At 59.0% G+C, this 19,505-nt stretch carries 22 protein-coding genes; 7 read left to right on the forward strand and 15 right to left on the reverse strand.

Annotated elements, in window-relative coordinates:
• Window positions 1-5 precede the first annotated feature (5 nt).
• The 5 genes from truB (at window position 6) to EDF70_RS16890 (ending at window position 5,654) form a co-directional block, all read left to right on the forward strand.
• The gene (truB, locus tag EDF70_RS16870) at window positions 6-935 is read left to right on the forward strand and encodes a tRNA pseudouridine(55) synthase TruB (protein WP_132275981.1); all 930 of its coding nucleotides are present in this window, start codon (window positions 6-8) and stop codon (window positions 933-935) included.
• Between the two features lie 171 nt (window positions 936-1,106).
• Window positions 1,107-1,376: a 30S ribosomal protein S15 gene (gene rpsO, locus EDF70_RS16875; RefSeq protein ID WP_112729456.1), complete on the forward strand. Its 270-nt coding sequence runs from the start codon at window positions 1,107-1,109 to the stop codon at window positions 1,374-1,376.
• A gap of 325 nt (window positions 1,377-1,701) precedes the next feature.
• Complete coding sequence (gene pnp, locus EDF70_RS16880) at window positions 1,702-3,834, forward strand: polyribonucleotide nucleotidyltransferase (protein ID WP_132275983.1); 2,133 nt, start codon at window positions 1,702-1,704, stop codon at window positions 3,832-3,834.
• A gap of 95 nt (window positions 3,835-3,929) precedes the next feature.
• Window positions 3,930-4,937 (forward strand): class I SAM-dependent methyltransferase, encoded by a 1,008-nt coding sequence (locus EDF70_RS16885; protein ID WP_132275985.1) that lies wholly within the window; start codon window positions 3,930-3,932, stop codon window positions 4,935-4,937.
• A gap of 75 nt (window positions 4,938-5,012) precedes the next feature.
• On the forward strand, window positions 5,013-5,654 hold the full coding sequence (locus tag EDF70_RS16890; protein ID WP_132275987.1) for a tetratricopeptide repeat protein: 642 nt from the start codon (window positions 5,013-5,015) through the stop codon (window positions 5,652-5,654).
• Here the strand turns inward: EDF70_RS16890 and EDF70_RS16895 are convergent, their stop codons facing one another.
• The 5 genes from EDF70_RS16895 to fabA form a co-directional block, all read right to left on the reverse strand.
• Window positions 5,655-6,050: a type II toxin-antitoxin system HicB family antitoxin gene (locus tag EDF70_RS16895; RefSeq protein WP_132275989.1), complete on the reverse strand. Its 396-nt coding sequence runs from the start codon at window positions 6,048-6,050 to the stop codon at window positions 5,655-5,657. It lies immediately after the preceding gene.
• Between the two features lie 13 nt (window positions 6,051-6,063).
• Window positions 6,064-6,246, reverse strand: coding sequence for a type II toxin-antitoxin system HicA family toxin (locus EDF70_RS16900; RefSeq protein WP_132275991.1), 183 nt, complete (start codon window positions 6,244-6,246; stop codon window positions 6,064-6,066).
• A gap of 88 nt (window positions 6,247-6,334) precedes the next feature.
• The gene (gene fabI, locus EDF70_RS16905) at window positions 6,335-7,141 is read right to left on the reverse strand and encodes an enoyl-ACP reductase FabI (protein WP_132275993.1); all 807 of its coding nucleotides are present in this window, start codon (window positions 7,139-7,141) and stop codon (window positions 6,335-6,337) included.
• A 4-nt stretch (window positions 7,142-7,145) separates the two neighbouring features.
• Window positions 7,146-8,369 carry a beta-ketoacyl-ACP synthase I gene (gene fabB, locus EDF70_RS16910; protein ID WP_132275995.1) on the reverse strand — a complete coding sequence of 408 codons (1,224 nt, stop codon included), beginning with the start codon at window positions 8,367-8,369 and terminating at the stop codon, window positions 7,146-7,148.
• Window positions 8,370-8,413: 44 nt separating this feature from the next.
• On the reverse strand, window positions 8,414-8,929 hold the full coding sequence (gene fabA, locus EDF70_RS16915; RefSeq protein ID WP_132275997.1) for a 3-hydroxyacyl-[acyl-carrier-protein] dehydratase FabA: 516 nt from the start codon (window positions 8,927-8,929) through the stop codon (window positions 8,414-8,416).
• A gap of 296 nt (window positions 8,930-9,225) precedes the next feature.
• Here fabA and irrA point away from each other — a divergent pair, with 296 nt between their 5' ends.
• Both irrA and EDF70_RS16925 read left to right on the forward strand, forming a co-directional pair.
• Window positions 9,226-9,645 carry an iron response transcriptional regulator IrrA gene (gene irrA, locus EDF70_RS16920; protein ID WP_132275999.1) on the forward strand — a complete coding sequence of 140 codons (420 nt, stop codon included), beginning with the start codon at window positions 9,226-9,228 and terminating at the stop codon, window positions 9,643-9,645.
• Window positions 9,646-9,769: 124 nt separating this feature from the next.
• A complete protein-coding gene (locus tag EDF70_RS16925) occupies window positions 9,770-10,237 on the forward strand; it encodes a hypothetical protein (RefSeq protein WP_132276793.1) in 468 nt (155 codons plus the stop codon).
• Here the strand turns inward: EDF70_RS16925 and EDF70_RS16930 are convergent, their stop codons facing one another.
• From EDF70_RS16930 to EDF70_RS16975, 10 genes are all read right to left on the reverse strand, one after another.
• Window positions 10,238-11,026 carry a YdcF family protein gene (locus tag EDF70_RS16930; protein ID WP_132276795.1) on the reverse strand — a complete coding sequence of 263 codons (789 nt, stop codon included), beginning with the start codon at window positions 11,024-11,026 and terminating at the stop codon, window positions 10,238-10,240.
• A 66-nt stretch (window positions 11,027-11,092) separates the two neighbouring features.
• Entirely contained in the window at window positions 11,093-11,809 is a 717-nt protein-coding gene (locus EDF70_RS16935; RefSeq protein WP_132276001.1) for a YoaK family protein, read from the reverse strand.
• A gap of 69 nt (window positions 11,810-11,878) precedes the next feature.
• The gene (locus EDF70_RS16940; RefSeq protein WP_245519216.1) at window positions 11,879-12,739 is read right to left on the reverse strand and encodes an alpha/beta hydrolase; all 861 of its coding nucleotides are present in this window, start codon (window positions 12,737-12,739) and stop codon (window positions 11,879-11,881) included.
• Window positions 12,740-12,770: 31 nt separating this feature from the next.
• On the reverse strand, window positions 12,771-13,328 hold the full coding sequence (locus EDF70_RS16945) for a winged helix DNA-binding protein (protein WP_165932053.1): 558 nt from the start codon (window positions 13,326-13,328) through the stop codon (window positions 12,771-12,773).
• 183 nt (window positions 13,329-13,511) lie between these two features.
• Entirely contained in the window at window positions 13,512-14,063 is a 552-nt protein-coding gene (locus EDF70_RS16950; protein ID WP_132276005.1) for a DNA-3-methyladenine glycosylase, read from the reverse strand.
• Window positions 14,064-14,125: 62 nt separating this feature from the next.
• Window positions 14,126-15,127, reverse strand: a complete 1,002-nt coding sequence (locus tag EDF70_RS16955; protein WP_132276007.1) for an ATP-binding cassette domain-containing protein — start codon at window positions 15,125-15,127, stop codon at window positions 14,126-14,128.
• A 22-nt stretch (window positions 15,128-15,149) separates the two neighbouring features.
• Complete coding sequence (locus tag EDF70_RS16960; RefSeq protein ID WP_132276009.1) at window positions 15,150-16,211, reverse strand: Gfo/Idh/MocA family oxidoreductase; 1,062 nt, start codon at window positions 16,209-16,211, stop codon at window positions 15,150-15,152.
• Window positions 16,208-17,047, reverse strand: a complete 840-nt coding sequence (locus tag EDF70_RS16965; protein ID WP_132276011.1) for a carbohydrate ABC transporter permease — start codon at window positions 17,045-17,047, stop codon at window positions 16,208-16,210. Before EDF70_RS16965 ends, EDF70_RS16960 begins: the two co-directional genes overlap by 4 nt.
• An 11-nt stretch (window positions 17,048-17,058) precedes the next feature.
• Window positions 17,059-18,009 carry a sugar ABC transporter permease gene (locus EDF70_RS16970; RefSeq protein ID WP_132276013.1) on the reverse strand — a complete coding sequence of 317 codons (951 nt, stop codon included), beginning with the start codon at window positions 18,007-18,009 and terminating at the stop codon, window positions 17,059-17,061.
• Between the two features lie 185 nt (window positions 18,010-18,194).
• The gene (locus EDF70_RS16975) at window positions 18,195-19,460 is read right to left on the reverse strand and encodes an ABC transporter substrate-binding protein (protein ID WP_132276015.1); all 1,266 of its coding nucleotides are present in this window, start codon (window positions 19,458-19,460) and stop codon (window positions 18,195-18,197) included.
• Window positions 19,461-19,505 lie beyond the last annotated feature (45 nt).

The raw sequence follows: 19,505 nt of genomic DNA on the forward strand, positions 1-19,505 counted from the left end.
GAAGAATGTCCAAACCGCGTAAACCCAAGGGCCGGCCGGTCTCCGGCTGGCTTATCCTCGACAAGCCTGTCGATTTCGGCTCGACCGAAGCCGTCTCCAAGATCAAGTGGCTGTTCAACGCCCAGAAGGCCGGTCATGCCGGCACGCTCGATCCGCTTGCCTCGGGCATGCTGCCGATCGCGCTAGGTGATGCCACCAAGACCGTGCCTTACGTCATGGATGGCCGCAAGATCTATGAGTTCACGGTCACCTGGGGCGAACAGCGCTCGACGGACGATCTTGAAGGCGATGTCGTTGAGAGCTCCGACAAGCGTCCGAGCGAGCAGGAAATCCTCGATATCCTGCCGAACTATACCGGCACGATCAGCCAGGTCCCGCCGCAGTTTTCCGCGATCAAGATCGCCGGCGAGCGCGCTTACGATCTTGCCCGTGGCGGTGAAATGGTCGAGATCCCGTCCCGCGAAGTCCAGATTTTTCGCCTGACGCTGCTTGGCGCGGAAGAGAATTGCGCACATTTCGAAGTCGAATGCGGCAAGGGCACCTATGTCCGCGCGCTGGCCCGCGATTTCGGTACGGACCTCGGCTGTTTCGGCCATATCTCCAACCTGCGTCGCACATTTGTTGCGCCGTTTGCGGAAGAGAAGATGGTACCGCTTGCCGATCTCGTGGCGCTGGAAAGCGTCGAGGATCGTGACGAGCGTCTCGCGGCGCTGGATGCGCTTCTGTTCGATACGGTCGAAGCGCTGTCCGATCTGCCGCATCTGCCGCTCAGTGAAGATCAGGCCTATCGCATCCGCATGGGCAATCCGGTTATCGTCCGTGGTCGCGACGCCCCGCTCGAAGCGCCGGAAGTCTATGCCACGGCAAAGGGACGTCTGGTTGCCATCGGCGATATCGCCCAGGGTGAGTTCCGTCCGAAGCGGGTGTTTGGCTGATAAACCATCGGCCTCCTCAAAATACGGGCCTCTTCCCATTCCATGCCGAATGGTCTATAGGCAGCGCCAGCTAGGGGCCGCCAATTGGCATGTTCCCGGCATTCACGGCCAAGGCTGAACGACATCTCGGCCTTTGGCGACCTCATTCCTCTTCACATAAAGGATCATACGATGTCGATCACTGCAGAGCGCAAGGCCGAACTCATCAAGGAATACGCAACCGTTGAAGGCGACACCGGTTCGCCGGAAGTCCAGGTTGCTATCCTCACCGAGCGCATCACCAACTTGACCGAACACTTCAAGGGCCACAAGAAGGACAACCACTCCCGTCGTGGCCTTCTGACCATGGTTTCCACGCGCCGTTCGCTTCTTGACTACGTCAAGAAGAAGGACGAAGCCCGTTACACCAAGCTGATCACCAGCCTGGGTATCCGTCGCTAAGACCTTTTCCGGCGGGCGCTCCTTGCGGGGTGTCCGCCGGACCTCTTTCCGGGCCTTGCCCGATCATTGCCTGCCGCGCTCATGATGTGCGCGAAAACTGTCGGCGAAACCGGATGGCCGGTTTGCCAGATCAACCCCGACCTGTCATGGGGCAGGATTGCCGGATGCTTTGTTGGCCGAGATTTTCTTGAAATCTTGGCCAATGTTTCCCTTCAAGGGGAATCGGAGCTTCTCGTTGTCTTGCCCGTGATGTGTCATATCTGCGGTCGATTGTGCCGGCGCCTTGCAAAGGGTGTCACGTCATTCCCGCATTGAAGGACAACACATGTTCAATACCCACTCTGTCGAAATCGAATGGGCAGGCCGCCCGCTGAAGCTGGAAACGGGCAAGATCGCCCGCCAGGCTGACGGCGCCGTTCTGGCCACCTACGGCGAAACCGTCGTTCTCGCCACCGTCGTTTCGGCCAAGGCGCCGAAGCCGGGCCAGGATTTCTTCCCGCTGACCGTCAACTACCAGGAAAAGACCTACGCCGCCGGCAAGATCCCGGGTGGCTATTTCAAGCGCGAAGGTCGTCCGTCGGAAAAGGAAACGCTGGTTTCCCGCCTGATCGACCGTCCGATCCGCCCGCTCTTCCCTGAAGGTTACAAGAACGACACCCAGGTCGTCGTCACTGTCGTCCAGCACGACCTTGAGAACGATCCCGACGTATTGTCGATGGTTGCCGCTTCCGCTGCCCTGACGCTCTCTGGTGTTCCGTTCATGGGCCCGGTCGGCGGCGCACGCGTCGGCTACATCAACGGCGAATACGTTCTGAACCCGCATCTCGACGAGATGGACGAATCGGTTCTCGACCTCGTTGTTGCCGGCACCCAGGACGCCGTCCTGATGGTTGAATCGGAAGCCAAGGAACTGAACGAAGACGTCATGCTTGGTGCTGTCATGTTCGGCCACCGTGGTTTCCAGCCGGTCATCGACGCGATCATCAAGCTCGCTGAAGTTGCCGCCAAGGAACCGCGCGACTTCCAGCCGGAAGATCATTCCGAACTCGAAGCCGAGATGCTCAAGCATTTCGAAGCCGAGCTGCGCACCGCCTACAAGAACACCCAGAAGGCTGAACGTTACGCAGCCGTCGATGCCGTCAAGGCAAAGGTGAAGGCTCACTTCTTCCCGGAAGGCGTAGAGCCGAAATACACTGCCGAAGTCATCGGCGCGACCTTCAAGCATCTGCAGGCCAAGATCGTTCGCTGGAACATCCTCGACACCAAGAGCCGTATCGACGGCCGTGATCTGTCGACCGTCCGCGCAATCGTCTCGGAAGTCGGCATCCTGCCGCGCACCCACGGTTCGTCGCTGTTCACCCGCGGTGAAACGCAGGCGATCGTTGTTGCCACGCTCGGCACCGGCGAAGACGAACAGTACGTTGACAGCCTGACCGGCATGTACAAGGAGCGCTTCCTGCTCCATTACAACTTCCCTCCCTACTCGGTTGGCGAAACCGGCCGTATGGGCTCCCCGGGCCGTCGCGAAATCGGTCACGGCAAGCTCGCATGGCGCGCTATCCGTCCGATGCTGCCGTCGCCTGAGCAGTTCCCTTACACGCTGCGCGTCGTCTCCGAGATCACCGAGTCGAACGGCTCGTCCTCGATGGCAACCGTCTGCGGCACCTCGCTCGCTCTGATGGATGCAGGCGTTCCGTTGGCTAAGCCGGTTGCCGGTATCGCCATGGGCCTGATCCTCGAAGGTGAACGTTTTGCCGTTCTCTCCGACATCCTCGGCGACGAAGATCACCTCGGCGACATGGACTTCAAGGTTGCAGGTACTGCCGACGGCATCACCTCGCTGCAGATGGACATCAAGATTGCCGGTATCACCGAAGAGATCATGAAGGTCGCTCTCGAGCAGGCTCAGGGCGGTCGCAAGCACATCCTCGGCGAAATGGCCAATGCCATCACCGAAGGCCGTTCGCAGCTCGGCGAATTCGCTCCGCGCATCGAAGTGATGAACATCCCGGTCGACAAGATCCGTGAAGTCATCGGTTCGGGCGGCAAGGTCATCCGCGAAATCGTCGAAAAGACCGGCGCCAAGATCAACATCGAAGACGATGGCACCGTGAAGATCGCTTCTTCTTCGGGTAAGGAAATCGAAGCGGCCCGCAAGTGGATCCACTCGATCGTTGCCGAGCCGGAAGTCGGTGTGGTCTACGAAGGCACCGTTGTGAAGACCGCCGATTTCGGCGCCTTCGTCAACTTCTTCGGCGCCCGCGACGGTCTGGTCCACATCTCGCAGCTCGCTTCCGAGCGTGTTGCCAAGACCTCCGATATCGTCAAGGAAGGCGACAAGGTCTGGGTCAAGCTGATGGGCTTCGATGAGCGCGGCAAGGTTCGCCTGTCGATGAAGGTCGTCGACCAGGCCACCGGCCAGGAAATCAAGAAGGCCGAAGGCGAAGCAGCCGAGTAAGCTTTCGCAGATCGCAAGATCGAGGCGCGGGAGCATTGTCTTCCGCGCCTTTTCTTTATCAGTTTCTGAAAACAACACCGCCAAGGTCCGACATCATGAGCCGAGACGCCCTCAAGACGCTTTTCCATCCCTTTGCCACCGACGCGGTGCCGATGCCGGGCGAGGGCGAGCGTGTGCTCTTCCTTGGCGCCGAAGCCGGCCATGCCAAGCCGTCGGACTTTCTCGGCGATATCACCGCCGTGCAGCCCTTCCGACCGCTGTTCCGCGCACTGGGCGACAATGCCTTTCCGGAAGCCGAAGGCGAAGATTACGATTTCGGCCTCGTTCTGTGCGGCAAGCATCGCGGTGAAAACGAAAACCGGGTGGCCGAAGTTCTGGCCCGCGTAAAGGTCGGCGGCGTCATCGTCATTGCCGGTGGCAAGGAAGACGGCATCCAGTCGCTCCGCACCATGCTGCTGAAACTCGGTGTCATCCTCGACTACGCACCAAAATATCATGGCGTCGCCATCTGGTTCGGCCGTCCGGAAGATGCTTCCGGCAGTATCAAGGCGCTGCGCAAGACCGCAGGCATGGTCGAGGGGCGCTTCGAGACCATTCCCGGCATCTTCTCCCATGATCATGTCGATCCGGGCTCAGAGCTTCTCGCAAGCCGCCTGCCGACCGATTTCGATGGCAATGCCGCGGATTTTGGTGCCGGCTGGGGTTATCTCTCCGTCATGCTGGCCGAAAAGTCGCGCCGTACCAACCGCATCGACCTGTTCGAGGCGGACTGGCAGGCGCTGGAATTCGCCAAGCGCAACCTCGCCGGCAATTGCCCGGATCTCGCCACGCGTTTCTTCTGGCAGGATCTCGGTGCCGAACCGCCGAAGGAAAAATACGATCTCGTGATCATGAACCCGCCCTTCCACGAGGCGCAGGCAGCCGATCCTGAGCTCGGCAGGACAATGATCCGTACGGCAGCGGCTTCGCTGCGTAGCGGCGGCCAGCTGCTGATGGTGGCCAATCGTGGCCTGCCCTATGAGCCAGTTCTGGCAGAAGCCTTCCGCGAGAGCGGCGAGACGTGCCGCAATGCCCGCTTCAAGGTGCTGTGGGGACGCAAATAAGACCTGCTCTTCACTATCCTTGCCAACGCCATCGATTGCATTCTAGGGTTGCGATCGGTGGGTTGGAGTGGTGGCGTGAACAGGATTGTGTGCAGTCTCTGCTGTCTGCTGATATCGGCCGCCGCAGCGCGGCCGGATCAGGTGCGAAACTCCTGGGAATGGTTCAACGCCGCCGAATTTTATGAGGCGCGCGAGCACCGGAGCGATCGCGATCTGGCGATATCCGCCCGCTATTTCCGGCTGTCCGCCGAGAAAGGAAATCCGGTTGCCGCCTTTAAGCTCGGCGAATTGTACGAGCATGGGACCGGGCTGGCAAAAGACCCGCTTCAGGCCTTCAACTGGTACATGCGCTCGGCCGCCAGGAACGACAAACACGGCCAGCTGAAAGTCGGCTGGTGTTACCAGAAGGGTATCGGCGTTCAGGCCGATCCCAAGATCGCGGCGATCTGGTACCGCATTTCAGCTGAAAACGACAATATCTGGGCCTACCACATGCTGGCCTTCATGCTCGCCGACGGTGACGGTGTGAAGAAGGACGTGGCGCTTGCCAGACGGTATCTCGAGCTCAGCCTGCCCAAGACCAAAGACCATTGGGCGAAATGGAAACTTGCCCAGCTGATTGCTGAGGAAGAGCCTGAAAGGGCAAAATCACTTCTGAAGGAGGCCGCAGCGGCGGGAAATATCCAGGCTGTTGAGGAGTTGAGGCTTGCGCCCTGATCAGGCAGCCTCGATCTCCTTTCGGGCGGCACTGGCAAGAAAGGCAGAGCGGGTTAAACCACGTTCGCGCGCTGCGGCGTCGATAGCATCCAGCATACCCTTTTCGAACGTGACATTGGCACGCACCACGCGTGTATCATCCTCGATATAGGGAATACGGATAAAAAATGCGCCATTCGCAAGCTCAGCTCGTATATCGCCGCGTTCGGTGATCTGCCGGTAAGTGGAAGGTTTAGGCAAGTCGGCATCTTCCGCCCAGAGGCGCAGCGCTTCGATCGCATTGGCGGTCAGATCATTCTCGGTATCAGCAGCCGAAAACACCGAGGACAGATCGGGAAAACGGATACCAAAGGCACTGTCTTCGTCTTTGTGTACGAGCGCGATGAAATGCTTCATGGCCTGCTTCCTATCAAATCCAGCCCGCTTGCCTGGCGATTGCCATTGCGGTGCCGCTCGGCAGATCCTTCTTTGGATGCGGTACGATGATCGTCTGAGTGCCTCTGCGGAGCTTGTGATGAGATCCTTTGATCGAGATCAACAGGAAGCCTTCGCGCTTCAGTCTGGCGATGATCTTCTGGCTATTCCGCTCCAAGCTACCGGAAGGGTACGCGTCAATCGCGCAAAAAACAAGAGCATGCGCATCATGATGCGCATGCTCTTGTACAGGTCAGGTTCTGAAATTACTCGCTGTCGGCCTTGCGCAGATTGTCCAGCGTCGGCAGTGACGTGATGCTGTAGCCGGCGTCGACGTAATGCACCTCGCCGGTCACGCCACGCGAAAGGTCAGACAACAGGTAGAGAGCCGAGCCGCCAATGTCCTCGATCGTCGCAGTACGGCGAAGCGGCGCGTTTTCTTTGTTCCAAGCATAGATGGCGCGGGCGTCGGAAATGCCGGCGCCGGCCAGCGTGCGCACAGGGCCTGCCGAGATCGTGTTGACGCGGATGTCCTGTGGGCCGAAATCAGCCGCCAGATAGCGCACGGAGGCTTCTAGAGCCGCCTTGGCCACGCCCATGACGTTGTAGTTCGGGATGACGCGCTGTGAGCCGTTATAGGTCAGCGTCAGCATTGAGCCGCCATTCACCATCAGCGGTGCTGCGCGTTTGGCGATTTCGGTGAAGGAGAAGCACGAGATCACCATGGTGCGCGAAAAGTTTTCGCGCGTGGTTTCGGCGTACTGGCCCTTCAGCTCGTTCTTGTCGGAAAAGCCGATGGCGTGAACGATGAAGTCGAGCGAGCCCCAGCGTTCCTTGATGGCGTCGAAGGTGGCATCGACGGAGGCGATATCTTCGACGTCGCAAGGAATGACGAAGTCGGAGCCGACTTCGGTTGCCAGCGGCTTCACGCGCTTGCCCAGCGCATCACCCTGATAGGTGAATGCCAGTTCAGCACCTTGCGCCGCCAGCGCCTTGGCAATGCCCCAGGCGATGGAATGGTTGTTCGCAACGCCCATGATCAGGCCGCGTTTGCCCTGCATGATACCTGTCATGGGATTATCCGTTATAGCGCTGGAAGACGAGCGTGGCATTGGTGCCGCCGAACCCGAAGGAGTTGGAAAGAACGGTATCGATCTTGGCATTGTCGATGCGGCTGCGCACGATCGGAACGCCGTCGAATTCCGGGTCGAGGTTCTGGATATGCGCGCTTTCGCCGATGAATCCGGCCTGCATCATCAGGAGACCGTAGATCGATTCCTGCACGCCGGCTGCACCCAGCGAATGACCGGTCAGCGACTTGGTCGACTGGATATGCGGGATCTTGTCCCCGAACACTTCGCGGATCGCGCCGATTTCCTTCGAATCGCCCACCGGGGTGGAGGTGCCGTGGGTGTTGATGTAATCCACATCGCCCTTCACGGTGGAGAGAGCCTGACGCATGCAGCGGATGGCGCCTTCGCCCGACGGTGCAACCATGTCGTAGCCGTCGGAAGTTGCGCCGTAACCGGTGATTTCAGCGTAAATCTTGGCACCGCGGGCCTTGGCATGTTCCAGTTCTTCGAGAACCAGAACGCCTGCACCACCGGCGATGACAAAGCCGTCACGATCGACGTCGTAGGCGCGCGAAGCGCTCGGGGCGTTGTCGTTGTATTTCGAAGACATGGCGCCCATGGCGTCGAACAGGTTCGACATGGTCCAGTCGAGATCTTCGTGGCCGCCGGCGAACATGATGTCCTGCTTGCCCCACTGGATCATTTCCGCTGCATTGCCGATGCAATGTGCAGACGTCGAGCAGGCCGACGAGATCGAGTAGTTGACGCCGTGGATCTTGAACCAGGTGGCGAGCGTTGCCGATGCCGTCGAGGACATTGCCTTCGGCACGGCGAACGGGCCGATGCGCTTGGGGCTATTGTTTTTGATGGTGATATCGGCGGCTTCGATCAGCGTGCGGGTGGAAGGACCACCAGAACCCATGATGATGCCGGCACGCTCGTTCTGAGCGTAGTCCTTCTCTTCCAGGCCGCTATCGGCCAGCGCCTGCTTCATCGCGACATGGTTCCATGCTCCACCCTGGGAGAGGAAGCGCATGGCGCGGCGATCGACGAGGTCCGTCGTGTCGATATTCGGCTTGCCCCAGACCTGGCATTTGAAGCCGTGCTCGGCGAAGTCGGGGGAAAAGGAAATGCCCGACTTTGCCTGACGCAAGGATTCGGTGACTTCGCCAGCGTCGTTACCGATCGAGGACACGATCCCCAGGCCCGTGACTACTACCCGTCTCATGTGATCAAACCTTTGTTGTTTTCGTCGACCGCTTGAAAAGCGGTTCAGGCCGTCTTGTCTTTGGCCAGACCGACGCGCAGGTCGGTTGCCTGATAAATGGTCTCGCCATCGGCCTTCAGCCAGCCGTCAGCGGTGCCCAGTACGAGGCGGCCCTTCATGACGCGCTTGAAGTCGATGCCGAATTCGAGAAGCTTTGTGGTCGGGCGGATCATGCCCTTGAACTTCACTTCGCCGGTCGAAAGCGCCATGCCGCGGCCTTCTTCACCCAGCCAGCCGAGGAAGAATCCGGTCAGCTGCCACATGCCGTCGAGGCCGAGGCAGCCCGGCATGATCGGGTTGCCTTCGAAATGGCATGGGAAATACCAGTCGTCCGGACGCACGTCGTATTCTGCGCGCAGATAACCCTTGTCGAAAGCGCCGCCGGTTTCGGAAATGTCCGTGATGCGGTGGACCATCAGCATGGGCGGCAAAGGCAATTGCGCGTTACCGGGTCCGAAGAGTTCACCATGTGCGCAGGCGAGGATTTCTTCGTAGCTGTAGCTGGACTGTCTCGTTGCCATCAGGATTATCCATTACTCCGTCGTCGCGGCCATCCGAAGCTATAGAGCAGGATAGGCACAAAATTAAGAGATTGCCCCGATCCGCTTATCGCCGATCAACCGGGACTGCCCCATACGATCACGAGGGCATATAGGAAGCGAAGCCGCCAAACCAGAGGCGTAAACGTCGAATCTGCGTTTTTTCCATGACACAAAGGGCGTTCGTGATGGCGCGAACACTTGCGCTATTGAAACCATTCGTCGCTAAAGTTATATCCAGTGTTGAACTTTATCAAAGATGACGGGAGTTTGCCTGCATGATGGCTGAAGCCAGCATGGACGTGGAGACAAGGTTGCGAGTATGTGGGCTGCGTCCGACGCGGCAACGTATCGCACTCGCCGATCTCCTGTTTGCCAAGGGTGACCGCCATTTGACGGTGGAGGAACTGCACGAGGAGGCGACATCCGCCGGCGTGCCGGTGTCTCTTGCGACCGTCTATAATACCCTGCACCAGTTCACCGAAGCGGGCATGATCCGGGTTCTCGCTGTCGAAAGCGCAAAAACCTATTTCGACACGAATACTTCCGATCACCATCATTTCTTCGTCGAAGGACGCAATGAAGTGCTGGATATCCCGATCAACAATCTTGCGATCGACAACCTGCCGGCACCGCCGGAAGGCATGGAAATCGCCCATGTTGACGTGATCATCCGTCTCCGCGAGAAAAAATCCTGATCGCAACTTTGCGGCGCGGCCTCGTCAGCGCCGCGCAAGCGCCATGTGGGAATATGGGATATTGGGCAGCCGTCGATGTGCTGCCCAGCATCATTTAAAACCATGCCGTCCCGAGGCCATTTTGATGAAAATATTGCCTTTTCTTGCCGCGTTGCTCTGCCTGATCACCGCTGCACCCGCATTTGCGCAGCAGCAATTGCTGAGCGATCCGGAAATCTATGAAAAAGATCATTTCCGTAAGGAATGCAAAGCCGTCGAATTCGGTGGCGATTTCATCACGCGCATGGATATCAACAATGATGGCCTGATCGATGCCATCGCCAATCATGGCGCCTATACTTGCGACGGAACGAAGGGCCAGGCCTGCAATGAAGAAGGTTGCCCCTATAACTTCTATCTGCAGGTCAAGGAGGGCGGCTATTTCATGATCGCCACCGCCCGCATCCACAGCTACGATTTCATCAAGCGTTTCGGCAACATGGTGTTCGTCTTCAAAATGGCGCCCAAATATTGCGAACGCGACGGTGGTGAGTCGTGCCAGATGACGGTGCGCGTACGTGGCACCAAGTTCGTGACCATCTCGAAGAAGTAGTTACTCCGGCAGCAACGATCCGGTTCGACCGGACAGATAATAGCCGACCAGCCCCATCCATTCGCGTGCGGCCGTGGCCGTTTGCTGCGCGTTGAGCGATGGCTGGGTGAAATCGAAGCCCAGCTTCTCGATGCCGGTGGTGCGATAATCCACCGGCCACGGCGTGACGGCAAGCCTCGCATGGCGAAACAGGCCGAGCGAGCGCGGCATATGGAAGGCGGAGGTGATCAGCAGGCAATCCGAAAGCCCGCGTTCCTTCAGCAGCGCCGCTGTGTTCAGGGTGTTTTCGAACGTGTTGCGGGAGCCGTTTTCCTTGATCAGCCGCTCTGAGGATATGCCGAAAGCGGAGAAGAACCGTTCCGATGCATTTGCCTCGCCCTCATAGGCGCCACTGATCGAGCCATCACCGCCGGACACCAGAATTTTGGCCTGCGGATATTTCAGCCCCAGTCGTGCCGTCTCGACAAAACGATCCGCTGCCTGATTGAGTTCGATGCCGCCGCGGCTTGTCGTCACCTGGTTTTCAAGCGCGCCACCCAGAACGATGATGCAGGAGAGATCCGCCGGATCCGCAGAAGGCTTGCGCACATGGTCCTCCAGCACCTGCAAAGCGACGCTGCCGGTCGTCGTGTAAAGCGCGACGAACAATACAAGTGCTGCGAAAAATGAAAGGGCAGCACCTGCCTTCCTTGAGCCGAGCGACGCCAGAAGGGCGCCCGCTAGGCACAAAAAGAAGGCCAGCGAAAGCGGTTGCACCAACAGCCAGACGATTTTGGAAAGATAGAACATCATCGGGGAAGGGCGCCTTTCGGATCGATTCGTCGATGACTATAGACCGAAATTCCTCTCTCACATTCAGTGATGCAAGCCGTTGCTCGATGGCGTTGGCCGTTGGTTGTAACGGTGCTGCAAGGAGCGCGGTATGAACAGCGTGATGGCAGCAAAGCCGAGCGTCAACCATGCCGCCATCTGCAAGGCCTGATCGGGCAGGCCTATGGCCAGAGCCGCGCCACAAAGCGCACCGGCTGCCATGCCGAGCCATGGCACGATCTGCACCGTCCAGCCAAAATTGCGCTCTCCTAGGATCGTGCGGCCGATACCGCGCCCCAGACGGGAAAGGGCGCCGGTGACATAGGTCAGGCCGATCGGCAGGCCCTCGATATGCTCCACCGCTGCATTGACCAGGCCCATTGCCAGTACCACGGCATTGAACCGCCAGATCGCCAGTTCGGGCGCAGCCAGCGCCGAGGCAACCGCCAGAAGCAGGCCGACCGTGGTGAGAACGGCGAAAATACGTCGCTCGAACAGATGCGCGACGATGATGCCAAGCGCATTGCCGATCACGAAGGTGACGATCGCCCCGACCAGCACGAGCGCATGACTGTAATCGCCCTGCTCGAAAGAGATTGCAGCGCGCGTTGTGTTGCCGGTCATGAACGAGACGAAATCACCGGAAAGCTGCAATCCTATCGCGTCGGTCAATCCGGCCAGGAAGGAAATCGCCGCAACCAGCGTCACGCCCAGGCTCGTTCGTCTGGTTCGTATCATCCGGCGTCGCCTCTGTATGGTCATATCCCTGTCCTTTTTGCAGGTCCTATCAGGCGATGATGAATGAGGGTTTCATGCGGGTCTTGATGAAGATCAAGACAGAAGCGTCATCGTCAGCGGATGTGCGGGATCGGCCAGCCCATCCGTGATATTGAAATGGTGCCGATCCGGCTCGTGATAGCAGCCGGTCCTGGCGCCAAGCCCGGTCCAGATATTGGCAAGAAGATCGTTCTGGCGGAGGAATTCAGCCCGCTCGCTGGCGCCCACCCAGCAGAACAGCTTTACATCGTCTCCCGGCATCAGCAGCGCCGGGCTTTCCCGTTCGGCTTCGTCCAGCGTCAGCTGAAGTTTTTCGTTCAGCCGTGTGGGCAGAAGCGGACGCAGATCGTGCAGGCCGGAAATCGATATCGTATTGCCAATGCGGCGGCGGATTTCGGGAGCAAGCGGCGAGGTATGGGAAACCATGCGGGACACAAGATGCCCGCCTGCGGAATGACCGGTCAGGTGCAGCGGCCCGGCAATCCGTTTCGCCGCCGCCGTTATGGCCTCGGAAACCTCACGGGTAATGTCGGAAATGCGTGCATCCGGGCAGAGCGTATATTGCGGCAATGCCACGGCATAACCGTGTGTCACCGCGCCATTGGCCAGATGCGACCAGTAGGATTTGTCGAGGCTCTGCCAGAAACCACCATGGACGTAAACGACCAGTCCCCGTGGCGTTCCTTCCGGCAGAAAGAGATCGAACAGATGTCGCGGCTTTGATCCGTAGGCGATATCGATCTCGGCGCGGCCGAGTGAGAGTAGCGTGTCCCGGTAGTTTCTGGCCGGCTCAACCCAGGCCTGCGGCCAGGCGCTGCCATTGGGGATATTGGGTCCGTTGGAATAAGCGTCGTTCCAGTCCGAAACCGCGTGGAAAATCATGCATGCACCTGTCGTGATGGTCTTGTAAACCATCACCGTATCACGCATCGCCTGCCAGAAAAGATCAGGATTGGGCGGAATGGCCCGTCGGCAGTGTACTGCTGGCGACGCGGCGTGTGGCGGCTTCGTAAAAGCTCGTCAGCAGTTCCAGCATTTCGGTCGTGGATTGCAGACTGTTGTCCGATCGATCGATCCTCTGGATCATCGAGACCAGCAGGTTTTCACGCACTGCACGATAATCTTGCGTCAACTGCTCGCCGGCCGAGGTCGGGATATAGAGTGTATCCTTGCGTGACCGGCCCTTGACGCGCTCGATCATCTTCAGGCCCTGCAGCTTCTTGATGGCATATTGCACATTGGCGGTATCATCGCGGCCAAGCAATCGGCAGATTTCGCTGAGGCCCTTGGGCTTCTGGCGATACCGGATCGTATGCAAAACCGCGGTTTCCAGCCCGCTGATGCTGGTGCCGGCCAGATCGGTGCTGCATTCCGACTGCCAGCGCAGAAACGCGGCCGATATACGCCATAAGGACCACTCGAATGCAGTGAGCGCATCTTCCGACAGGCTCATGTCCGTCAGGTGGTCTTGGGCCGCTCCTTCGGCTCCGGATATGTCGTTCATCGAGTTTCTCCACGCGTCTTGCGCGGAATATTGCATTAAGTTTTGCGAAAATACAGTAGTTGTTTGATATAAATACTGTGTTTTATTCGGTATAAAATGGGTAAATTTCACATGTTGCAGAGGTGGAGCATGTTTCGATGCGTGGCAATACATCGAAAATGAAGGTGTGGCAGAGCTGATCCATCAGCGAAACTTGTTGCTGACATGAACAGAATCACGCAGCCCGAAGCGCCAGGGCTGATCCATTGCCTTGGATATACCGATGCGTTTGCCGATATCCACGATTGCTGTGACGTGTGCAGGTGTCACGACGAAAGGTGGCTGATAGAGCGGCAGGCCATCCTGCGCGATGCCGACGCCAAGTGCCTGACATAGCCGTCCCGGGCCGGAGCAAAGCAGAAGCGGATCCGTCTTGCCGCGTCTTGTTTCCATCTCGGCAAGGCCGGAGACGGGCTGCAATGCCCGGATCAGCACGGCGCTACCTGGCTTGCAGACGAAGTTCAGACACCAGTGAATACCGTAGGAGCGATAGACATAGGCATGTGCAGGCGGGCCAAACATGGTGCGGGTTCTCGGCGTCATGCCGCGGAAACTGTGCGATGCCGGGTCGTCCGGCTCATAAGCTTCCGTCTCGACGATCACGCCGCCGCAACCTGCAAATATCAGTTCGGCGCCGATCAGGTCGCGCGCCACCTCAACCGAAGAGCGGTCGAAAAATTCATGCAGGTCCGTCATGTCCCACCGTTTGATCACGTGCGTGATATCGGCCTGCCGGCCTATCATGACAAGTCAGCCCGTCACGCGATTGCCTGATCTTTGGCGTCGAACCGATGCAGGCGGCTCCTGTCTGGCGTTGCGAAGACGATCTCGTCGGCCGCGAAGCGATGTTCACCGAACAGGCGCACGGTGAGAAGGCCCGTCTCTTCCGTTTCCAGATAAAGAATGGTGTCGGCACCAAGATGTTCGACATGCACGATCTTGGCTTGCCAGTCGCCGGCCTCGCGGGAAAGCGCGATATGTTCGGGGCGGATGCCGAGGGTTTTTGCCTGCGCATCGCCCAGCCTGTCGGCCTCGATGAAATTCATCTGCGGCGAGCCGATGAAACCGGCAACAAAGGTGTTAGCCGGCTTGTTGTAAAGCTCCATCGGAGATCCGACCTGCTCGATTGCGCCGGCATTCAGCACCACGATCTTGTCGGCCAGCGTCATCGCCTCCACCTGATCGTGGGTGACATAGATCATCGTTGCCTTCAGCTGTCGGTGCAGGCGGGCGATTTCCAGCCGTGTCTGCACGCGCAAAGCCGCGTCGAGGTTGGACAGCGGCTCGTCGAAGAGGAACAGTTTTGGCTCGCGCACGGTGGCGCGGCCGATGGCGACACGCTGGCGCTGGCCGCCGGAAAGCTCTGCCGGGCGCCGCGCCAGATACGGCCCAAGCGACAGCATGCGCGACGCTTCGGCAACACGTGTCTCGATCTCCGGCTTGGGCGTGCCCGCCTGTTTCAGGCCAAGCCCCATATTGTCCTTCACCGTCAGGTGCGGATAAAGCGCGTAGGACTGGAACACCATGGCGATGCCACGTTTTGCAGGCGGCACGGTGGCGACCTCCTGACCATCGATCTGCATGCTGCCGCTCGATGCGTCTTCAAGGCCGGCGATGACCCTGAGAAGCGTGGACTTGCCGCAGCCGGAAGGGCCGACAAAGATCACGAACTCACCGTCCTCGACCTCAAGATCGATGCCTTTCAGCACCTCGTGCGTGCCAAAGGCCTTGCGGATGGATGTCAGTTTCAGCGAACCCAAGGGCTTGTTCCTTCATGTAATCTCAGAAACGGACCGGCAGCCCGGTACGCACGCTTTCGTCGGCCGCCAGCGCAAGGCGCAGCGATTGTACGGCATCGTCCATATGCCGTGTCAGGTCGATGTCGTCGCGGATGGCTTTCAATACATAGGCCTGTTCGAGGTCACACAGTTCCTGATGGCCGGGTTCTCCCTCCATCCTGAGATCTTCGTCAGCAACGAGAAAGCCGCCATCCGGCCCGGTCTCGGCTCGGTGCACGCGGATGACCGATGTTTTCGTATGCGTATCGATATCGGCCGACTTGGCGTTTTCGTCGACACGGATCGATACCGATCCTTTTGGCGACATCACGTCCTTCACGAAAAACGCCGTTTCCGACATCATCGGTCCCCAGCCGGCCTCGTACCAGCCGACCGAACCATCCTCGAACATCACCTGCAGATGGCCGTAATTATACATGTCGGGCGCGATCTCGTCGGACATGCGCAGGCCCATGCCGCGCACTTCCACGGCGCGCGCATCGGTGATCTGGCACATCACGTCGAGATAATGCACGCCGCAATCGACGATCGGCGACGTCGTCTGCATCAGCGCCTTGTGCACGTCCCAATGGGCGCCGGAGGACTGCTGGTTGAGGTTCATGCGGAAAACGTAAGGTGGTCCGAGTTTGCGGGCCTCCGCGATCAGCCGTATCCACGAGGGGTGATGGCGCAGAATGTAACCGATCACCAGCTTGCGGCCATGCGCCTTGGCGGCAGCGACCACGCGCTCGGCATCGACAACCGTCGTCGCCAGCGGCTTTTCCAGAAACACATGGGCGCCAGCCTCGAATGCCCGAATGGCATAGGCGGCATGGCTGTCGGAATAGGTGTTGATCGAGCAGACATCCGGTTTCAGTTCGCTGAGCGCGGCTTCGAAATCGTTGAGGAACGGATAGTCGGCGAGTTCTGCTGGCAGGTCCGGCCGGCTGCGGTTCACAAGACCGACGATCTCGAAACCGGGATTGTGATGATAGGCCAATGCGTGACTGCGGCCCATATTGCCGAGACCGGCAACAAGCACGCGAAGGGGTGTGTTGGAACTCATTTGACGGCTCCCGAAGTGATGCCGCGGATCAGCTGGCGTGAGAAGATGACGTAAAGAACCAGAACCGGCAGGATGGCGAGCGACAGGGCGGAGAGCACGGCGTTCCAGTTGGTGACGAACTGGCCGATGAACATCTGCGCACCCAGCGTCACCGTCTTGGTTTCCTCGCCGGGCGCAAGGATGAGCGGGAACCACAGATCATTCCAGATCGGTATCATGGTGAACACGGCAACCGTCGCCATGGCCGGGCGCACCAGCGGCAGGACAAGGCGGAAGAAGATGGCATATTCGGACAATCCGTCGATCCGCCCGGCATTTTTCAAGTCATCGGAAACGGTGCGCATGAATTCCGACAGGATGAAGATGGCAAGAGGCAGCCCTTGTGCCGTATAAACCAGAACCAGCGCCGTCAGCGTGTTGACGAGACCGGCGGCCACCATGCCCTGCAGGATGGCGACGGTGCCCAGCCGGATCGGGATCATGATGCCGAGCGCCAGATAAAGCCCCATCAGCAGGTTGCCGCGAAAGCGATATTCCGACAGCGCAAACGCCGCCATCGCACCGAACAGCAGCACCAGCGCGATTGCCACAACGGTGACGATCATGCTGTTCTGGAAATAACCGAAAAAATCACCCTGGGCGAGCACGGTCTTGTAACCAACGAGATCGAAGGTCGAAGGCGTGGGGATCGCCATCGGATCGCGAAAGATCGCATTGCGGCTCTTGAACGAGTTGACCAGCGTCAGAAACACCGGAAACAGCGCAATCAGCGTATAACTGATCAGAGCCAGATGGATCAGTCCGGTGCGGACAAGCGAGGTGCGGGCCTTGGCCATGATCGCCTCCTTCAGAACTGGTAGCGACGCATGCGCCGCTGGATGACGAAGAGATAAAGCGAAACGCCGGCGAGAATGATCAGGAACATCACGGTGGCGATGGTCGCACCCATCGAGCGGTCACCCATCTGGTTCTGGAAACCGAAGAAGGTGCGGTAGAGCAGGGTGCCCAAAATATCGGTAGAGCCATCGGGACCGGCCAGCGCCCCCTGAACAGTATAGATCAGATCGAAGGCATTGAAATTGCCGACAAAGGTGAGGATCGAGATGATGCCGATCGAGGGCAGGATCAGCGGCAGCTTGATCTTCCAGAACTGGCTCCAGCCGGTAATGCCGTCGCATTCGGCGGCTTCCAGCACTTCTTCCGGGATGTTGAGCAGAGCGGCATAGATCAGCATCATCGGAATGCCGACATATTGCCAGACGGAAATCAGCGACACCGTGATCAGCGCGCTGTCCGGTTTGCCGAGCCAGGGCGCAAACGCCCATTTCAGCCCGACGAGATCCATCAGGCTGGGGGCAATGCCCCAGATCGGCGACAGGATCAGCTTCCAGATGAAGCCGACGATCACGAAGGACAGCAGCGTCGGAACGAAGATGGCGGTGCGATAAAAGGTGGCGAAGCGCAGTTTCGGCACAGACAGCATGGCGGCGAGCGCAATGCCCACCGGGTTCTGCACCAGCATATGGATGACGAAGAAGATCAGGTTATTGCCGAGCGCATTCCAGAAACTGGCGGAAAGCCGTGGATCGGAAAACAGCGTGGCAAAATTCGAGAGCCCGACAAACACCGTCTGTCCATCGACGAGATTGTAGAGCGACAGCCGCAGGGTTTCGATCAGCGGCAGGATCATGATCGCCGTATAGACGAGCACTGCCGGCGCCAGAAACACGGCGATATGCCAGCGGGTGGGCCGTTTGATCGGAGCGATCGCAGGATCGGCCGTGTCGATGTCGCTCATGATGTGAACTCTGCGTTTGCATGTGAGGCGTCATCCTCGGCCTTGTGCCGAGGATCTGACCACGTTCATGATCTCAGGTAGTTGCAGATCCTCGGGACAAGCCCGAGGATGACGATTGGAGAGGTGGATGAGCTTTATCGAAGGTCGAACGGAGGCTGGTGATCAGCCTCCGCACCTTCATCAGCTCACTTCGCCGGCTTGTACCAGCTTTCCAGACCCTTCTGGGTCTCTTCGGCTGCCTGTTCCGGTGTCTGCGTGCCGTTGATGACATTGGCCGACACACGCCACATTTCGAGATCGAGGTTCGGCTTGCCACGGCCGACGATCGCCGCGCTCGGGCGGATGGTCGGCTTGCAGTTCTGGCGCCAGGAGACGAATTCCTGCGCCAGCGGATCTTCCATCTTCACCGCAGTCGAGTTCAGGCTGAAGAAGCCCGGCAGCGAGTTGGCGTAAAGCGTGGCGAATTCCGGCGAGGCGACCCAGGCGAGGAATTTCTTCGCCGCTTCCGGGTTCTTGCCCTTGGCGTTGAGACCGATGCCGATGTCGTTATGGTCGGAAATGTAGCAGGTATCGCCGGCCTTCTTCACCGGTGGCGGGAAGGCGCCCATTTCGAAATCGGCCTGTGCCTTGAATGGCGCGATTTCCCAGGAACCGGCCGGATAGATGGCGGCGCGGCCGAGCGTGAACAGGTTCTGGCTGTCCGGATAGGTCTGGGCTTCAAAACCGTCGCCGAGATAGGGTTTCCACTTGGCCAGCGTCTTGTAGGGCTCGATCCAGTCGGCATCGGTCAGTTTCTGGGTGCCGGCGATCAGCGCCTTGCGGCCTTCTTCGCCCTTCCAGTCGTTCGGGCCGATATTGTAATAGCCCATGGTCGCGGCTTCCCACTGGTCCTTGGTGCCCATGGCCAGAGGGATGTAGTTGCCGTCGGTCTTGATCTTTTCGAGCAGGGCGAAGAACTCGTCCTCGGTCTTCGGCACCGCGACCTTCAGCTCTTCAAACGCCTTCTTGTTGTAGATGAAGCCGTGAATGACCGATGCCATCGGCACGCAAAACGTCGTTTTGCCGTCGTCTGTGCTCCACGCGGACTTGGCGGTATCCGAAAAGTTCTTGATACCGTCGAGGTCGTTCAGCGCGGCAAGCTGGCCCTTTTCGAACATGGCAAGCGACAGGTCGAACGGGCGGCAGGTGATGAGATCGCCCGCCGTGCCAGCTTCCAGCTTGGCATTGACGGCCGAATTGTATTCGGTCGGAGCCATCGGGGCGAACGTCACCTTGATGCCGGGGTTCTTGGCTTCGAAGGCGGGGATCAGTTTTTCCTGCCAGATCGACAGGTCGTCGTTGCGCCAGCTTTCGATGGTCAGCGCGGTATCGGCAGCATTGGCAACACCTGCCAGTGCCGCAGGCACAAGCACGGTCGTGGCAAGCATCAGGCCTTTCAGCATACGGGTCATGACATTCTCCCAGTTATGGCGCCCGCGGGCGCATTTTCGGTTCCC

This window comes from Neorhizobium sp. JUb45 (genome assembly GCF_004343585.1).
Taxonomy (GTDB): domain Bacteria; phylum Pseudomonadota; class Alphaproteobacteria; order Rhizobiales; family Rhizobiaceae; genus Neorhizobium.

What these genes read in the sequence shown, in the direction of transcription:
- truB (WP_132275981.1), top strand. Translation starts at nt 6, where the DNA reads ATGTCCAAACCGCGTAAACCCAAGGGCCGGCCGGTCTCCGGCTGGCTT.
- rpsO (WP_112729456.1), top strand. Translation starts at nt 1,107, where the DNA reads ATGTCGATCACTGCAGAGCGCAAGGCCGAACTCATCAAGGAATACGCA.
- pnp (WP_132275983.1), top strand. Translation starts at nt 1,702, where the DNA reads ATGTTCAATACCCACTCTGTCGAAATCGAATGGGCAGGCCGCCCGCTG.
- EDF70_RS16885 (WP_132275985.1), top strand. Translation starts at nt 3,930, where the DNA reads ATGAGCCGAGACGCCCTCAAGACGCTTTTCCATCCCTTTGCCACCGAC.
- EDF70_RS16895 (WP_132275989.1), bottom strand. Translation starts at nt 6,050, where the DNA reads ATGAAGCATTTCATCGCGCTCGTACACAAAGACGAAGACAGTGCCTTT.
- fabI (WP_132275993.1), bottom strand. Translation starts at nt 7,141, where the DNA reads ATGACAGGTATCATGCAGGGCAAACGCGGCCTGATCATGGGCGTTGCG.
- fabB (WP_132275995.1), bottom strand. Translation starts at nt 8,369, where the DNA reads ATGAGACGGGTAGTAGTCACGGGCCTGGGGATCGTGTCCTCGATCGGT.
- fabA (WP_132275997.1), bottom strand. Translation starts at nt 8,929, where the DNA reads ATGGCAACGAGACAGTCCAGCTACAGCTACGAAGAAATCCTCGCCTGC.
- irrA (WP_132275999.1), top strand. Translation starts at nt 9,226, where the DNA reads ATGATGGCTGAAGCCAGCATGGACGTGGAGACAAGGTTGCGAGTATGT.
- EDF70_RS16925 (WP_132276793.1), top strand. Translation starts at nt 9,770, where the DNA reads ATGAAAATATTGCCTTTTCTTGCCGCGTTGCTCTGCCTGATCACCGCT.
- EDF70_RS16930 (WP_132276795.1), bottom strand. Translation starts at nt 11,026, where the DNA reads ATGTTCTATCTTTCCAAAATCGTCTGGCTGTTGGTGCAACCGCTTTCG.
- EDF70_RS16935 (WP_132276001.1), bottom strand. Translation starts at nt 11,809, where the DNA reads ATGACCATACAGAGGCGACGCCGGATGATACGAACCAGACGAACGAGC.
- EDF70_RS16940 (WP_245519216.1), bottom strand. Translation starts at nt 12,739, where the DNA reads ATGGTTTACAAGACCATCACGACAGGTGCATGCATGATTTTCCACGCG.
- EDF70_RS16945 (WP_165932053.1), bottom strand. Translation starts at nt 13,328, where the DNA reads ATGAACGACATATCCGGAGCCGAAGGAGCGGCCCAAGACCACCTGACG.
- EDF70_RS16950 (WP_132276005.1), bottom strand. Translation starts at nt 14,063, where the DNA reads ATGACGGACCTGCATGAATTTTTCGACCGCTCTTCGGTTGAGGTGGCG.
- EDF70_RS16960 (WP_132276009.1), bottom strand. Translation starts at nt 16,211, where the DNA reads ATGAGTTCCAACACACCCCTTCGCGTGCTTGTTGCCGGTCTCGGCAAT.
- EDF70_RS16965 (WP_132276011.1), bottom strand. Translation starts at nt 17,047, where the DNA reads ATGGCCAAGGCCCGCACCTCGCTTGTCCGCACCGGACTGATCCATCTG.
- EDF70_RS16970 (WP_132276013.1), bottom strand. Translation starts at nt 18,009, where the DNA reads ATGAGCGACATCGACACGGCCGATCCTGCGATCGCTCCGATCAAACGG.
- EDF70_RS16975 (WP_132276015.1), bottom strand. Translation starts at nt 19,460, where the DNA reads ATGACCCGTATGCTGAAAGGCCTGATGCTTGCCACGACCGTGCTTGTG.